The 15,710-nt window shown below is 35.1% G+C and carries 14 protein-coding genes; 4 read left to right on the top strand and 10 right to left on the bottom strand.

Features of this window, described 5'->3' with window-relative positions; genetic code table 11:
• The first annotated feature begins 24 nt into the window (after positions 1-24).
• A complete protein-coding gene (locus FT986_RS12190; protein WP_147865286.1) occupies positions 25-1,287 on the top strand; it encodes an MgtC/SapB family protein in 1,263 nt (420 codons plus the stop codon).
• Positions 1,288-1,299: 12 nt separating this feature from the next.
• On the top strand, positions 1,300-2,316 hold the full coding sequence (locus FT986_RS12185) for an App1 family protein (RefSeq protein WP_147865285.1): 1,017 nt from the start codon (positions 1,300-1,302) through the stop codon (positions 2,314-2,316).
• 47 nt (positions 2,317-2,363) lie between these two features.
• On the opposite strand, the gene FT986_RS12180 is transcribed toward FT986_RS12185, so the two are convergent.
• From FT986_RS12180 to FT986_RS12145, 8 genes are read right to left on the bottom strand one after another with little or no spacing between them, the layout of a single operon-like run.
• The gene (locus tag FT986_RS12180) at positions 2,364-3,038 is read right to left on the bottom strand and encodes a sterol desaturase family protein (RefSeq protein WP_111540459.1); all 675 of its coding nucleotides are present in this window, start codon (positions 3,036-3,038) and stop codon (positions 2,364-2,366) included.
• An 11-nt stretch (positions 3,039-3,049) separates the two neighbouring features.
• Positions 3,050-3,664 (bottom strand): deoxynucleoside kinase, encoded by a 615-nt coding sequence (locus FT986_RS12175; RefSeq protein WP_111540458.1) that lies wholly within the window; start codon positions 3,662-3,664, stop codon positions 3,050-3,052.
• Positions 3,665-3,669: 5 nt separating this feature from the next.
• Positions 3,670-4,458, bottom strand: a complete 789-nt coding sequence (locus FT986_RS12170; RefSeq protein WP_147865284.1) for a hypothetical protein — start codon at positions 4,456-4,458, stop codon at positions 3,670-3,672.
• Between the two features lie 9 nt (positions 4,459-4,467).
• Complete coding sequence (locus tag FT986_RS12165) at positions 4,468-4,812, bottom strand: DUF6122 family protein (RefSeq protein WP_147865283.1); 345 nt, start codon at positions 4,810-4,812, stop codon at positions 4,468-4,470.
• Positions 4,813-4,816: 4 nt separating this feature from the next.
• Complete coding sequence (locus FT986_RS12160; protein ID WP_317047017.1) at positions 4,817-5,095, bottom strand: DUF202 domain-containing protein; 279 nt, start codon at positions 5,093-5,095, stop codon at positions 4,817-4,819.
• Positions 5,096-5,139: 44 nt separating this feature from the next.
• A complete protein-coding gene (locus tag FT986_RS12155; RefSeq protein WP_147865282.1) occupies positions 5,140-6,897 on the bottom strand; it encodes an SLC13 family permease in 1,758 nt (585 codons plus the stop codon).
• A 44-nt stretch (positions 6,898-6,941) separates the two neighbouring features.
• Complete coding sequence (locus FT986_RS12150; protein WP_147865281.1) at positions 6,942-7,871, bottom strand: glyoxylate/hydroxypyruvate reductase A; 930 nt, start codon at positions 7,869-7,871, stop codon at positions 6,942-6,944.
• 10 nt (positions 7,872-7,881) lie between these two features.
• Positions 7,882-9,246, bottom strand: coding sequence for an acyl-CoA dehydrogenase family protein (locus tag FT986_RS12145; RefSeq protein ID WP_147865280.1), 1,365 nt, complete (start codon positions 9,244-9,246; stop codon positions 7,882-7,884).
• A gap of 125 nt (positions 9,247-9,371) precedes the next feature.
• Here FT986_RS12145 and FT986_RS12140 point away from each other — a divergent pair, with 125 nt between their 5' ends.
• Together FT986_RS12140 and FT986_RS12135 are read left to right on the top strand one after the other, a co-directional pair.
• Positions 9,372-10,244 carry a GLPGLI family protein gene (locus FT986_RS12140; RefSeq protein ID WP_255505967.1) on the top strand — a complete coding sequence of 291 codons (873 nt, stop codon included), beginning with the start codon at positions 9,372-9,374 and terminating at the stop codon, positions 10,242-10,244.
• Positions 10,245-10,314: 70 nt separating this feature from the next.
• On the top strand, positions 10,315-13,023 hold the full coding sequence (locus FT986_RS12135; protein WP_147865279.1) for a carboxypeptidase-like regulatory domain-containing protein: 2,709 nt from the start codon (positions 10,315-10,317) through the stop codon (positions 13,021-13,023).
• Between the two features lie 26 nt (positions 13,024-13,049).
• Here FT986_RS12135 and FT986_RS12130 read toward each other — a convergent pair whose 3' ends face one another.
• Both FT986_RS12130 and FT986_RS12125 read right to left on the bottom strand, forming a co-directional pair.
• Positions 13,050-14,612 carry an NAD(P)/FAD-dependent oxidoreductase gene (locus FT986_RS12130; protein WP_147865299.1) on the bottom strand — a complete coding sequence of 521 codons (1,563 nt, stop codon included), beginning with the start codon at positions 14,610-14,612 and terminating at the stop codon, positions 13,050-13,052.
• 218 nt (positions 14,613-14,830) lie between these two features.
• Positions 14,831-15,688 carry an outer membrane beta-barrel protein gene (locus FT986_RS12125; protein WP_147865278.1) on the bottom strand — a complete coding sequence of 286 codons (858 nt, stop codon included), beginning with the start codon at positions 15,686-15,688 and terminating at the stop codon, positions 14,831-14,833.
• Positions 15,689-15,710: the final 22 nt, after the last annotated feature.

Raw genomic sequence — 15,710 nt, 5'->3', positions numbered from 1 at the left:
GTGTGGTCAAACGATAAAATCTATATGAACTACGATGACGTTATAACCTTAGGGATCTCATTTGGGTTGGGAATGTTGGTAGGGATGCAACGCGAAACCACCAATAATAAAATGGCTGGGGTAAGGACATTTACCCTAATTACCATTTTGGGTACGCTTACAGGTTTTTTAAGTATAGAGTTTAATAACCCTTATTTATTACCCGTGCTAGCTTTAGCCATAACATCTTTATTGGTAATGGCTAATGTGGTAAAGTTAAAACAAACTCCTGGTGAAAATATGGGGCAAACTACCGAGGTTGCTGCTCTTATCATGTTTGCTGTGGGGGCATATCTTGTGGTAGGGAGCCAAATTATTGGGGTGATGATAGGCGGACTTTTAGCCATTCTTCTCTATGTAAAAGAACACTTGCACGGATTTATAGAGAAATTGAAAGATAAAGACTTATCGGCTATTATGACGTTTGTGGGAATTACCCTTGTTATTTTGCCTATTCTTCCAGACGAAACTTACGGACCGCTAGATGTCCTTAACCCTAAAAATATATGGTTAATGGTTTCTCTTATTGTAGGAATAAGTGTTTTTGGGTATTTTGTGTATAAATGGTTGGGCAAAAAAGCCGGACTTATTTCTAATGGTATCCTTGGCGGACTTATAAGTAGTACGGCAACCACGGTAAGCTTTGCCAGAATAACCAAAGGAAAAAAAGCAGGAGAGAAATTAGCAGCCTTCGTTGTATTAGTAGCAGTAACTGTTTCCTTAATTAGGGTTTTAATAGAAATAGCGGTAATTGTCCCTCATAAAATCGGAGAAATTATACTTCCTTTTATAGCGCTTTTTATATTTATGAGTTTGTTGTGTGTAGCGATGTTCTACTTCATCAATAAAGAAGCAAAAAATGAAGAACTTCCAGAACATAAAAATCCAGCGCAATTTAAAAGTGCCTTAATCTTTGGAATCATTTATTCGGTTATATTACTTGTGGTAGCCTTTACGGAAAAAGAATTCGGAAATCAAGGTTTGTATATCGCTTCCATTATTGGGGGACTGGCCAACAAAGATGCCATCACCTTGTCGCTTTCTCGAATGATTGGAGGTGGAGTTGATGCTGCTTTAGGCTGGCGACTTATTATGACAGCAGTAATTTCAAATCTGGCTTTTAAGGTGATCATTGCTATAGCTTTAGGTAGCAAAAAACTTACCAAATGGATATTGATAGCGATGTCACTTTCTATAGCATTTGGATTACTTTTAATTTGGCTTTGGCCAGCATCTTGGCATCTTTAAAATTTGAATTTTATGTTTTTTAACCTTTTTAAAAAAGATCCTTTACAGATAATTACTTTTCAATCCTACGGTACAGATAAACATTTGTATGCAAGAGGAAGAGCCTTAGAAGATGAGTCTATAGATCTAAATAAAAATAACTGGTTCCAGCTGTTAGTTAATTCTTGGAAACGTTTTGAAACCGATGAAATAAAACACACCACTCTAAATTTAAAACTATCCAGTCTTAACGTATATAAGGTAAAAACTGATACCAGAGGTTACTTTAATATTGATGAGCCCGCAAAAGGCTTAAGAACATTTTGTAATGACGAAGGCTGGCTATCTTATGAAGTTTCTTACGACGATGTAGATATTTTAAAGAAAATTACCTCTCAAAATAGATTTCCTGGAGAGATTTTAATTCCCAGTGAAAAAGCTGAGTACGGAGTAATTTCAGATATTGATGATACCATATTACACACTGGAGTAGCCTCTTTTTTAAAATTAAGAGTCTTATTTAATACTTTTTTTAAACCTGCAAGCAGTAGAATTCCTCTAAAAGGGGCGGCAGATTTTTATCATAAATTACACCGAGGAAAGACAGGGAAAGCGGTAAACCCTGTTTTTTATGTGAGTCACAGTCCGTGGAATTTATACCGATATTTAGAATTGTTTCTAAAACATAACAATTTTCCAAAAGGACCTATTTTACTCCGAGACTTTTCCAAATCATTTTTTGGCAAAAAAACAGCTCAAAGCAAAAAACCACAAAAACAGCATGAGATAGTGAATGTTTTTAAAATGTATCCTAAGCTAAGTTTTATTTTAATAGGTGATAGTGGAGAGAAAGATGGTGAAATTTACAAGGAGATCGCTAACCAATTCCCTGGCAGGGTGCTTGCTATCTATCTACGTAGTATAAATAATGCAAAAAAATTAGAGTTGGTAGAAAAGATGATGCACGGGTATAATCAAACTCCTTATTTGTTGGTGAAAGATTCTCAGGAAGCCATCGTACATGCTAGAGAAAACGGATTTATAAAATAAAAAAAAGCGAGATCAATCTCGCTTTTTTATGTTGTATGTAGAATTGTTTAGGTCGTTTCTGGATCAATAAACACATTGGTTTTTTGACGTTTATTTTTAGCGTCTTTTCTAGGCATAGTTCTAAAAATTACATCCCAAAACGGAGAAGAAACTCCAAATGCCCTGTCCGATTCTCTGTAATGGTGAATACTGTGGTGATGCCATAGTATTTTTAGAAAATTATTAGGCACTTTAAAAGCGTGAACCGAATAATGTACTGCTAGATAAGCAGCGTAACCTACTAAAAAGCCTGCTAGAAAACCAAATGCATAATCTCCTAAAATCGCTCGATAAATAATAAAAAATACTGTAGCGATAATTAAACTTAGTAAGGGAGGCATAGCCAGTCTAGACTTATCTTTAGGATAATCATGATGTACCCCGTGCATGGTGTAAGAAATTTTCTTCTTACGTTCAGAAGTTGCAGGGATATGATATAAATAGCGATGCATGATATATTCAATCAAGGTAAAAAATAACAAGCCCGCAAAAAATAATAAAATCATAGAAGGAGCTGTAAACCCTTTTTCAATAATACCATAATAAATAAGCGCAGCTGCAATAACCGAAAATATAATTAAGGGTAACGATATATGCGTATGCGTTAACTTTTCTAAAATAGGATTGTCAAATAATTTTGGTGACCCTTTGTGTTTCGGTCTTTTTAATTTCGTCGATTCCATCTTTTTCATTTTTAAAATAATCCGTTAATTTCTGCATCAATCTTGTTGATTATTTCTCCCAAATCTTCAGGGTTATCTACAAAATTGATGTCATCTACATCAATGATCAACAAATTCCCTTTGTTGTAAGTAGCAATCCAAGCTTCATAACGTTCATTTAATCGGCTCAAATAATCAATAGAAATCGTATTTTCATAATCTCTACCTCGCTTGTGTATTTGTGCGACCAAATTAGGAATACTACTTCTTAAATATATTAATAAATCTGGACCACTGGTAACACTTTCCATTAAATCAAAAAGAGAAGAATAGTTTTTAAAATCCCTATTCGTCATGAGACCCATGGCGTGTAAATTAGGCGCAAAAATAAATGCGTCTTCATATATCGTACGATCTTGTATAATGTTTTTGCCGCTTTCGCGGATTTCTAATACCTGTCGAAACCTAGAGTTTAAAAAATATACCTGAAGGTTAAAAGCCCAACGCTCCATGGTGTTGTAGAAGTCTTCCAAATAAGGGTTTTCAAGAACATCTTCAAACTGTGGTTCCCAGTTGTAATGTTTAGCCAAAAGTTTGGTCAGCGTTGTTTTTCCGGCTCCTATATTTCCGGCAATAGCTACATGCATAAGATCTATTTTGCTAGGTTAATGAGGTAGTGATATACGTTTTTATTGTCGTAAAGATAAAGGTTTTCATTATTCAAGTAAAAATCTTTAACGTGTTTTTCAGAAATAGGAAGGTTTAAAAACTCTCCTTGCATAGCTTTTAAAAACTGAAAACCTTCGTCGTTTTGGATGATCATTTTTTGATCACTTACTTGAAAATGAGTTGTTTTCGGTATCTTAAATTCTTGTATAAAACTTCCGTAAATACTAAACATTTCTACGCTATTTTCTAATTGAATCCAAGCAAAATTAAAGTTGCTCTGCAAATCAGTAATTTCTTCGCTAAATGGCGGAGAGTGACTTATCACCTTTTGATTTTGATAATCAAACAATTCTAATTGTTGCAAATCGGTATTAAAAATCCACAGACTGTTATTTTTAGCCGTACGCGCAAAAAGAACAGTTCTAAAATTAGCGAGTGTATTAAAGTTAATTCTAGTTATTTCATTTAAGCGATTGTCAACAACTACCACGGTATTCATATCCCGATAAAAGAGGGTAATCCGTAAAGGGTTTATAATATCTACAGCAGTAAGTTTGCCCAATTGAAGATCTGTAAATTGATATTTCTTGTCCTTTTCTAACTTATAAAATACGTTTTTGGTTTGAATATAGGTATTCCCGTACTCATCAACACCAATAAATTTTTCTGCACTTATAGGGCGCTGGGAAATAAGTTTAGTGCTAAGCTCTTGGGCTTTACTTTCAGAAAAGAAGCAGATCACTAAAAAAGGAAGGAAAATTTTTAAAATCATATTTTAAAGTTACAATAAAACCTTTAAATCCCAAGCATTAGTCCATAAACAGTCTAAGGCATCTGTAACTAAGTGAAATAGTAATCCAAAAAAGAAAATTTTAGCAGTTTTATTTTTTATAAGCAACAACAAAGCGAGGTAAACTCCTGCGGCAATATAGGTATGAAAGGTGTGAAAATTAATACTGCAACGATTAGGGTCAAAAATGGGAGTCGCCCAAAGATGATCTACATCTATAACCATACTTGCTAAAAGGACTAAATAATATTTCTTCCAGTTTTTCTTATCAAATAGATAGGCGAATAAAGCAATGAATCCAAAATGCAAGAAATAATGAACAAAATTTTGAAACATGGAATTACTTGTTTTCTATATCATTTTCGTCGGGTAGAAGTAAATCTTTTAGCTTCTTTTCTAGGATAATATACCTCCATATACCAATAATAATGAATAACACACATATAAAAAGAGCGATATAGCCAATGATGTGCAGATTCTCATTGTCTTTTAGTTGCAACAATGCAGTGCCACCTACGAGTAGGTATAAAGAGGCTCTTATATAAGCTAATAAAGTTCTTTCGTTGGCGAGTTTGGTTCGTTCTAAAGCTAAGTGTTCTCTTAGCTTTTTCTCGTCCATGATACGAGGTTTGAATGGGTTATGTAGTTTTACTTTTTTCATACTTAAAATGGGAAAAATAAAGGAATAATAAATGAAGCAGCAATCCAAATGATAAAATTAAGTGGAGTGCCTATTTTTAAATAATCGTTAAACTTATAATTTCCTGGAGCGTAAACCATCGTATTGGTAGGATAGCTAACAGGGGTCATGAACGTAAGTGAACAAGCAAACATCACGGCGATTAAAAAGGGTTTTTCACTGAGTTGCATGGCTCCTGCTAAACTAATTACTATCGGAGTCATAAGTGCTGCTGCAGCTTTGCTAGACAATACGTTTGTTGATAAAAATGTGATGAGAAAAATAACGCTAATCGTAATCCTAGGATCTAAGTCTCCTAGATTTTGATAGACGTATGCCGAAATAATATCTGAACCTCCAGTTTTTTCTAAAGCTTTTCCCATAGAAAGCACACCTGCCATCATAAAGATAACTTTCCATTCTATGGCTTCATAGGCTTCCTTAGGAGTCATAAGGGTAGTGGTGACAATAAGCAAGCTTCCTACTAAAGCACTCATTAAAATAGAGGTGAAATTGAGAGCTGCAGCTAAAATAACTCCAATTAAAATCAATAGGGTAGGAATAGCTCTTTTTAAACTGAATTTAGCGCCTTGATATTCCGATAAGGTAATCATAAGTTTTTCTGCGGTAAGTGCATTTAAACTTTTAGTAGAGGCAAGCAATAAAAGCAAATCACCTTCTCTTAACTTAATGTGAGAAACATCGTTGGTGGTAATTTCTTTGCGTTGTCGTACAGCTAATACCGATGCATAATATTGATTTCTAAAGTTGAGTTCTTTTAAATTCTTTCCAGCCAATACAGATCCGTAGGGAATCATCACTTCATAGATTTTCTTTTCGGTATGATCGTCAATAATGCTTTGATTTCCTATAAGATGATAGCTTTCAATTTCCCTAAGCTTAGCTAAATTTGCAGGATCTATTAAAATCTTTATTTTATCATCTGCACGAAGTGTGGTTTCTCCGTTGATTTCATATACCAACGTATGCTTACGTTTAATACTTAAAATTTGAGCGTTAAATTTTCTTACCAATCGGGATTTTGCAATGCTAATATCTACATCATCATTAATTTCTTGAAGTTCAATTTCGGCAATGTATTTTTCGGCTTCAGTTTTTAAAAGCAATTCTTTAGACTCTCTTTTTGGAAGTAAAATGGGAGCAACAAAAAACATATACACTAAACCAATAACCGATAAACATAAAGCAGCCAAAGAAAACTCGAACATTCCGAAAGGCTCTAAACCACTTTCCTTTGCATAACTACTTACCAAAATATTGGTAGAAGTACCAATAAGCGTACACGTACCGCCAAATAATGCCGAAAACGATATAGGAATTAATAACCTTGACGGAGCTATTCCCGTTTCTCTACATACCAATAATGCCATGGGAATAAGTATCGCTACCACGGCAGTATCGTTAATAAAAGCCGAAAATACAGCAGCCGTTATGCAGAATACCATTAATGCAGCCACATAATTGAGCTTAGCAATTTGAATGATCTTACTGCTCAACCCATCAATTAATCCCGACTTAAAGATGGCAGCGCTAATGACAAACATACAGCCTAAGGTAATTGTGGCAGGGTGATTAAAACCTGCAAAGCCTTCTTCTGGACTTAAAACCCCAGCAATGATAAAAAGGGACATAATTAAAATAGAAGTGGTGTCTATCGTAAAATAATCTTTTACAAATAGAAAAATTCCAATCGCAATTATCCCAATGGTAATGTAGAGCATCGTTTAGCCTTAGCTGTTTTACGTATTAAAAATACATAAAAGAATTAATACCCTTTCTTTCTAGAGACAGTATGTTTTAATTTTTTTCCTTGTTTTAAATTTTTATAATTCTCAAGAATTTGATGTGCTACTGATGATGGTTGAGTGACGCTTGCGGTATGCGGAGTAATAGTTATTTTTTCGTTTTCCCAAAAAGGATGGTCTTTTGGTAAAGGTTCATCTTGAAAAACATCTAAAGCAGCTCCGCTTAATTTTCCATCTTCAATAGCTTCTAACAAATCGCTTTCTACGAGATGAGATCCGCGTCCTACATTAATAAGGTAAGCGCCTTCTGGAAGTTGATTAAATACCTCTTGATTTAAAATATCTTCGGTATCATCGGTTAACGGGAGTAAACAAACCACTACGTCCAATTTCTTTAAAAAATTAGGAAGTTGTTCTCTTCCCACAAAGGTGTTGATGTTTTCTATTTCCTTTTCGGAATTAGACCAACCACTCACTTTAAAGTTGTTTTTCCCTAAAAGTTGAGCAACAGGAAGGCCAATGTTTCCTAATCCTAAAACACCAATATGGGTTTCTTTAGGTCGGCGGTACGAAATGCGATTCCAATTTTTGTGCTGCTGCTGAATGACGTAATATGGAATGTTTCTACAGTAATTTAAAACGCTAGTCAGTACAAAATACTGTAAATCTTCAATGAGTTGGTCATCTTCAATTTTAGTAATGGTAACTTCCGCGTGAAGCGATTTATTTTTTGTAAGATGTCTTATTCCTGCACCCATAGAAGCCACTACTTTTAAATTGGGATAGTGTTTAAAAACACCTTCTGGAGGATTCCACGCTAAGATAAAGTCTGTTTTTTCTCTCTCGGTATCGTCTGGGTAAATTTCTATTTCTAGATCTTGATTTTCATCCCATAGGGCGTCTTCCCATGCTCGGGTATCATGATCTGGACTTATAATTACAATTTTCATAGGATTTTTTTTAGTTGACAAATGCGCTGTAACCTGTAATGGCTCTACCTACAATAAGTGAGTTGATCTCCTTGGTGCCTTCGTAGCTGTAAATGGCTTCGGCATCGGCCACAAAGCGAGCCACATCGTGTTCTAATAAAATACCATTACCTCCCAACACTTCTCTTGCTCTACTTACCACATCTCGGGTTCTCATACTACAATATACTTTGGCTAGCGAGGCGTGTTCATCGGTTAAAATATCTTGATCTTGCATTTCTGAAAGGCGAAAAACCATGGTTTGCATAGCGGTAAGATTAGAAAGCATTTCGACCAAATGATTTTGAATTAATTGATAAGAAGCAATAGGTCTGCCAAATTGTTCTCTTTTTTTGGTATATTTTAAGGCGCTTTCATAAGCTCCTCGAGCACAACCCACCGCTTGCCAAGCCACCCCAGCACGCGTCATCTTCAATACTTTAGCAGTATCTTTAAATGAATTGGCGTTTTGCAAGCGGTCACTTTCTGGAACTTTACAATCGGTTAAGGTAATCAGGGCGTTTTGTACAATTCTAAGCGCCATTTTATCTTCTATTTTTTCGGCTTCAAATCCTGGATTTTCTTTACGGACTAAAAAGCCTTTCACGCGTTTAGAATCTACATCTTTAGCCCAAATAATAATCACATCGGCAAAAGTAGCATTGCCTATCCATTTTTTTTGTCCGTTTAAAACCCAATTCTCGCCATCAAACTTACAAGTGGTTTCCATGCCTTGAGAAACGGCAGAACCCACATTGGGTTCGGTTAATCCAAAAGCACCAATTTTTTCTAATTTTTGCATTTTCGGAAGCCATTCTTGTTTTTGTTCTTCACTTCCGCAAAGGTAGATGGAACCCATAGCAAGTCCGCTATGCACACCAAAAAAGGTAGAGATAGAAACATCTACTCGAGCAATTTCTTGGGCGATAATTCCTTCCATAAGAAAAGGCATATTGGGGCAACCGTAACCCTCATAAGGAACCCCTGTAATGTTAAGTTTTGCAAATTTTGGAATGATTTCCATAGGGAATTTTGCGCGGTTCCAATGGTCGTTTACCAAGGGTCTTATCTCATCTTCCATAAAATTTCGCACCTTCATTTGTAAATCGCGCTGTGCAGAAGAAAGCTTTAAATCTAAATTATAGAAATCTCCATCTATAGGAGGCAATTGATGCTGTCCCTTTTTTGCTTTGCTAGTTAGCATTTTCATTAAGCCTTTAAGCTGCCTGTCGTCTAAATCTCCCAAAGCATCCATAGCTTGTTTTAGATCGATTTTTTCGTTGATGGCAGCAAGTTTTTTTAGGTCTACTTCTTTGAGTAGTCCCATAGTGCTTTTTATTTTCCCTAATAAAGACATAATGTGTGGTTTTTTATGCTTTTAAAAATAGAGATTATATCTATAGCAATCTGTTAAAGAATTAAGAAGAAATTAATCGATGTAACAAAAACACTTTCCAACAGTCTTATGGGTAACAACAAAATATGAAAGTCATGAAGAAATGGATGATAGGGTTAGCATGTTTCAGTATGATGATATTTGCCAACCTTCAAGCTCAAGAAGTTTCGGGAATAGCAACTTATAAATCTAAAACCACAATAGATTTAGACGCTTTTGGAGGTCAGAAAATGTCTGAACAAATGAAGCAACAAATAAAAGAGCGTATGAAGTCAATGTTAGAAAAAACATATACGCTTACGTTTAACAATGGAGAATCTTTATATGAAGAAGAAGAAAGCTTAGCACCAGAAGGAGGTTTTGGTGCGATGATGGGAGGTATGTTCTCTCAAGGAGCCACTTATATGGATGTTAAAGAGAATATCTACGCTCAAGAAAATGAATTAATGGGAAAAAAATTTCTTATTAAAGACACGCTAGAAGTTCTTGAATGGAAGTTAGAAAAGGAAAGCAAAATGATTGGGCAATATGCTGCCTTCAAAGCTACCGCAATAAAAAAGAACGATGATATGTGGAAGAAAGCTAGAAAGCGAGCAAAAGAATGGAGAGAGAAAAATGACGAAGAGGTGGACAGTACGATGCTAAAGAAACAAGAGAAGTTACTTAAAGATCTTGAAAACTTAACTGTTTGGTATACGCCTCAAATTCCAGTAAAACAAGGTCCAAATGGTTACCAAGGTTTACCAGGTCTTATTTTAGAAGTAAACTTAGGAAACACAACGATTTTATGTAGTAAAGTAGTTTTAAACCCTAAAGAAGAAATTAATATAGAAGTGCCCGATAGTGGTGAAGAAGTGACTCGAGAAGAATTTTCTAAAATTACTGAAGAGAAAACTCAAGAAATGATGGACCGTTATGGAAATGGTAACCGAAGAGGCAGAGGACGAGGAGGGTTCTAATCCTAAAAATAATAATTAGAAATTATTCCTTCATTTAAGTTAACCACATATCTACTTATTAAAACACTTCATGAAAAATTCAATACTTGTACTTCTTTTGCTTTTCAGCGGAAGCTTATTAGCACAATCTGTAAAAATTTCGGGTACAGTTAAAGATAGTTTGGGAAATCCTTTGGAGCTCGCAAATATTATCGCCAATAATACTGCAGATGGAAGTTTAGAAAACTATGCGATTACCAATCCTAAAGGAGAATTTAATTTTAATGTTTCCGCTGGAGCGGAATATAAATTAGTGGCGAGCTTCTTGGGGTTAAAACCTTCAGAAAAAACCATTCAAATCCCTGAAGATAGTGAAGATATTCAACTCGATTTCTCCTTGTTTTCCAATGAAAATGAGCTAGAAGGTGTAGAGTTGGTCTATGAAATGCCCGTGACGATTAAAGGAGATACCATCGTGTATAATGCCGATTCTTTTACGAATGGAACGGAACGTAAATTAGGCGATGTGCTAAAAAAACTTCCTGGGGTAGAAGTAAATGACGATGGTGAGATTGAGATTGAAGGGAAGAAAGTGAGTAAAGTCATGGTTGAGGGAAAAGATTTTTTTGATGGTGACTCTAAAATTGCGACAAAAAATATTCCAGCTGACGCTGTTTCAAAAGTTGAGGTTTTAAAAAATCACAATGATGTAGGACAGCTTAGAGGTTTGGGGAACGATCAAGATAATATTGCTGTTAATATTAAACTTAAAGAAGGGAAAAAGAATTTTTGGTTTGGAGAAATAGAAGGAGGTTTAGGAGAAGGAGATAAAACTCGTTACCTAGCTTCTACAAAATTGTTTTATTACAGCCCCGAAACGAGTATAAACCTTATTGGGAATGCAAATAATACAGGCGATGTTCCTTTCACTTTTAGGGACTATTTTAATTTTACAGGAGGGTTTAGAAATTTTAATCAGCGTGGAGGTACTAATTTTAGTATCAATGACAGTGGATTAGGCTTTTTAATAATGCAGAATAACCGAGCTAACGAAATTAGAACAAAGTTTGGTGCAGCCAATTTTAGCCAGGAGATCAATGACGGATTAGACGTAAGTGGTTTCGCTATATTTAGTGATAATGAAACCGATTTTGTGCAAAAATCGATTCGTACATATGTGAGAGATGGAGTAGAAGAAACCACAACCAATAATAGCGAACAAGCTAATCGCTTGGGGATGCTAAAATTAAGCACCGTTTATAAACCTAACGCAAATTTTCAATTGGACTATGATGTGTTAGGAAAGAAATCTAAGCAAGAAGAATATTCAGATGTACTTTCTATATTTTCTGATGGTGCTGTGGTAAATCCTATCGAAGAAAATAAAGAAAATGACCCTTTCTCTATCAATCAAAACTTAAATGTGTATTACACCCTCAACGAAAAAAATATTTTTGCCGGGTATGTACAGCATTTGTATCAAAAAGAAGATCCGTTTTATAATGCTTTAGTTCAAATTCAACCTTTTGCAGGTATTTTACCTTTGCAAGAAGACCCTTTAGGGTTCGATGTTAATCAGCAAAAAACCATAGAGAGCAATAAAGTAGATGCCAAAATTGATTACTACTATGTAATTAATAATAAGAGCAACCTTAATCTTACTTTGGGGTCAACTTTAAGCAGTCAAAACTTTGATTCTTCCATCTTTCAACGCTTATCGGGTGGTGAAACCAATACTTTTTCTCAGCAAGATTTAGTAAATGATGTTACTTATAACTTTACGGATTTATTTCTAGGAGCGCATTATAAGTTTAAGACGGGTAAATTTACATTTACGCCAGGACTTACTTTACATCATTATATGCTGAAAAACCAACAAAACGGAATAGAAGATACAGAGAGTAATACCATGGTGTTACCAGATTTATTTACCATAATCGAGCTGAAAAAAAGTGAAAATATTCGATTAGATTACCAAATGACAGCCGAATATACCGATGTGAATAATTTTGCTGAAGGCTACGTATTTAATAATTATAACCGTCTTTTTAGAGGTAATAGAGATATTGAAAATGCCATTTATCACAATGTTAATTTGGGGTATTTTAATATCAATATGTACAACTTCACCAACATTTTTGGCGGAATTAATTATAGCCGAAAAGTAGATGCGATTAAAACCTTTACTGCATTCGAGCAAATTAATCAAGTTTCTACACCCATCAACAGTAATTTTGTAGATGAAACGATTAGTGGAAATGGTCGTTTTCAAAAAACATTTAGAAAAATTAAAACCAACTTAAGCGCTTCCGTATCTTATAGCAAACTCAATAGTTTAGTAGCGAATGGGGCAGATTTTATCAATACCGAATCAGAGAATTTTACACAAAACTACCAAGCGAGTGTAGAGTCTAATTTTAAAATTCCTTTAAATTTTGAAGTAGGTTACAACCGCTTAATTAATAACTATAACAATGGAGGTCGAGATAATACTTTTTATACCGATAGGCCTTTTGTAAATGCTCAAGTAGACTTCTTAAAAGGTTTCACTTTTGAAGCCGATTGGAGTTATTATAATTATACCAACAAAGAAGATACAGTAAGTAATGAGTACTCTTTTGTAGGAGCAAGTTTGTTTTACCGACAAAAAGATAGTCCGTGGGAATTCCGCCTTGACGGAACCAATTTGTTAGATGTAGAATCTTTAAACAACGATAGCTTTACGGAAAATTACAATACGACAAGTCAGTATTTTGTGCAGCCCAGAATACTCATGGCAAGTATAAAATATAACTTATAAAAGAGCCTATATAGTTAGAAAAAACGTCAAGATTTTTTGGCGTTTTTTTCTGCAATTTTATCAACGCAGTTGATGCCATCAATTGCTGCAGAAATAATCCCACCAGCATATCCTGCTCCTTCTCCGCAAGGATATAAACCCTTAATCTCTATATGTTCTAAAGTTTGTGCATCTCTAGGAATAAGAATAGGAGATGAGGTTCTACTTTCGGGCGCATGAAGTACTGCATCGTTGGTATAATAACCTTTCATTTTTTTGCCAAAAGCGACAAAAGCAACACGCAATCGCTTGGCGATCATTTTGGGCAATACCTTGTTTAAATTTACCGAAACGATACCAGGTTGGTAAGAAGTTTTTGGGAAATCTTCTGAGGTTCTATTTTCAACAAAATCAATCATACGTTGCGCAGGAACTTGCTGTGTTTTTCCAGCAGCTTCCCAGCAAGCTTTTTCAACAGATTTCTGAAAGTTTAAGCAAGCAAAAGGGTCTGTAGGGTCATGTTGAGGTAAATCTTCAGGAGAGACGCTCACAACAATTCCTGAATTGGAATATGGATTATTTCGTTTGCTAGGACTCCAGCCATTGGTCACTACTTCTTCTTGTTCTGTGGCGCACGGAGCTATAATTCCTCCAGGACACATACAAAAAGAATATACACCCAATCCATCTACTTGTTCTACTAAGCTATAGGAAGCAGGCGGTAAATACGGGTTTTTATCGTCCCCGTGATACTGAATTTTATCAATTAAATTTTGTTGGTGCTCTATTCTAACACCAAGAGCGAAAGCTTTGGCTTCGATTTTGATATTTTTATCGTGTAAAAGATAAAATATATCTCTTGCGGAATGTCCTGTAGCTAAAACTACATCAGTAAAATCTAGCCATGGCTCATCGTTAATTTTAAGTCCTGTGATTTGCTGCTTTTCAATACGTAAATCGGTTAGCTTGCTATCAAAATGAACTTCTCCTCCAAACTCAATAATAGCTTCGCGCATAGCGGTAATAATCTTGGGAAGTTTATTGGTGCCAATATGCGGATGTGCATCTACTAAAATATCCGCGTCAGCGCCAAAATGAACAAACCACTCCATCGCTTTAAGTACATTTCCTCGCTTTTTAGAACGGGTGTATAATTTACCATCGCTATAAGTACCAGCTCCGCCTTCGCCAAAGCAATAATTAGATTCTGGATTTACAATTTGTTCTTTATTAATTTTGGCCAAATCCCTTCTGCGAGAACGTACATCTTTTCCACGTTCAAAAACAATAGGTTGGAGACCGGCTTCAATAGCGCGTAGTGCAGCATATAAACCTGCAGGACCAGCTCCAATAATGGCAATTTTTTTAGCTTGATGAACTTGCTGCGGAATAAAAGGAGGAATATCCTCTTTTTTTTCTCCTTGTAGCCAAAACTCTAACTGAAGGTTGAGCTTAATTTGTTTATGGCGAGCATCTATAGAACGTTTTCTAATACGCCAATCTACCACCTCAGGCATTTTTAATTTCGCCTTCTCCAATCCACATTTTAAAATAAATGTATGATCATCTTGTTGTTCGGGTAAAATGGAAATTTGTATCAGCTGGCTCATAATGGGCAAAGATAGTTTCATTTATTAATTATAAAACATTTTAGTTTTATAAAATATAGGCACTAGTATAATTGATTAAGATTGATTTTTCTTAAAGATCGAGTAATTTTTAAAATTTATTGATTAAACGTGATGTAAGGTTGATCTCTAGACAAAACCTAAGTTTTAAAATAAAAAAAACACCTCGTTAAAGGTGTTTTCTCTACTTTGGTAAGGTTTTAAAATCCCCCGATTCCATACCGCAGTTTAATTCCGAAAGAAGTAAGCTTAGCATCTTTGGCTAAACCACTATCAAACAAAGAATTTATTTTAGCCGTTTCAGGGCTCTCTTTTTGATATTCTATGGCAGATGTTGGTTCTTTTTCATCATTAAGGCTAGTTAGTCCATAATTCACGAAAAAGCCTATATATAAATGTCCGTTATCACCCGCTTCAGCTTTAACTCCAGTTTCAAAAATAGCTGAAAATGAAGTGTTCCAATCTAAATCTACAGGCTTTTGTTGTATCTCAGCATAAGAGCCGAATCCCATAAATTGCGGATCAAATAGCTCTACATCATATTGAGAATAATAACCACTTGTGCTTAGTCCTTCTATAGAACTTTTATATTCTGATGATAAAATAATGCCTACTTGTCCTCCTGCGCGAACGTACCACTTGGTTTCTCCATCGGTCTGAAATTGTAGAGCTAGAGGTATATGAATAACATCTAAAGTTTGATTTTCTTTAAAGTTAGCTATGCGATACCTAAACTCAAACTCTTCTCCTTCAATGTCAACTGCAGGAGTGGAGCCATTTAAGGACTTTAACCAAGCTTCTGTTTTATAGCGTTGATAATTCCCTTCTAAGGTAATGGCCCATTGTGGATTCATATAAAAGCTATAACCTAAACCCAAACCATAGCCCTTATCGCTGTCTACGGTTCCATTAGCTAACTCATAATTCAACTTTCCAAAGACCCCACTGGCATTCATTGAAAATTCACTCGCGGTTTGCGCTTTTAGCTGAGTTCCCAAAAGAATACTAGTTCCGAGTAAACATCCTTTTAAGATGTTTTTTATATTATAATTTTTCATTTTTTTGTTATTGTACTATTAA

The organism is Mesonia sp. K4-1, from assembly GCF_008017825.1.
Lineage (GTDB): Bacteria > Bacteroidota > Bacteroidia > Flavobacteriales > Flavobacteriaceae > Mesonia.
This window is presented reverse-complemented; position numbering and strand designations above follow the sequence as displayed.

What these genes read in the sequence shown, in the direction of transcription:
- FT986_RS12190 (WP_147865286.1), top strand. Translation starts at nt 25, where the DNA reads ATGAACTACGATGACGTTATAACCTTAGGGATCTCATTTGGGTTGGGA.
- FT986_RS12185 (WP_147865285.1), top strand. Translation starts at nt 1,300, where the DNA reads ATGTTTTTTAACCTTTTTAAAAAAGATCCTTTACAGATAATTACTTTT.
- FT986_RS12180 (WP_111540459.1), bottom strand. Translation starts at nt 3,038, where the DNA reads ATGGAATCGACGAAATTAAAAAGACCGAAACACAAAGGGTCACCAAAA.
- FT986_RS12175 (WP_111540458.1), bottom strand. Translation starts at nt 3,664, where the DNA reads ATGCATGTAGCTATTGCCGGAAATATAGGAGCCGGAAAAACAACGCTG.
- FT986_RS12170 (WP_147865284.1), bottom strand. Translation starts at nt 4,458, where the DNA reads ATGATTTTAAAAATTTTCCTTCCTTTTTTAGTGATCTGCTTCTTTTCT.
- FT986_RS12165 (WP_147865283.1), bottom strand. Translation starts at nt 4,812, where the DNA reads ATGTTTCAAAATTTTGTTCATTATTTCTTGCATTTTGGATTCATTGCT.
- FT986_RS12160 (WP_317047017.1), bottom strand. Translation starts at nt 5,095, where the DNA reads ATGGACGAGAAAAAGCTAAGAGAACACTTAGCTTTAGAACGAACCAAA.
- FT986_RS12155 (WP_147865282.1), bottom strand. Translation starts at nt 6,897, where the DNA reads ATGCTCTACATTACCATTGGGATAATTGCGATTGGAATTTTTCTATTT.
- FT986_RS12150 (WP_147865281.1), bottom strand. Translation starts at nt 7,871, where the DNA reads ATGAAAATTGTAATTATAAGTCCAGATCATGATACCCGAGCATGGGAA.
- FT986_RS12145 (WP_147865280.1), bottom strand. Translation starts at nt 9,246, where the DNA reads ATGTCTTTATTAGGGAAAATAAAAAGCACTATGGGACTACTCAAAGAA.
- FT986_RS12140 (WP_255505967.1), top strand. Translation starts at nt 9,372, where the DNA reads ATGAAAGTCATGAAGAAATGGATGATAGGGTTAGCATGTTTCAGTATG.
- FT986_RS12135 (WP_147865279.1), top strand. Translation starts at nt 10,315, where the DNA reads ATGAAAAATTCAATACTTGTACTTCTTTTGCTTTTCAGCGGAAGCTTA.
- FT986_RS12130 (WP_147865299.1), bottom strand. Translation starts at nt 14,612, where the DNA reads ATGAGCCAGCTGATACAAATTTCCATTTTACCCGAACAACAAGATGAT.
- FT986_RS12125 (WP_147865278.1), bottom strand. Translation starts at nt 15,688, where the DNA reads ATGAAAAATTATAATATAAAAAACATCTTAAAAGGATGTTTACTCGGA.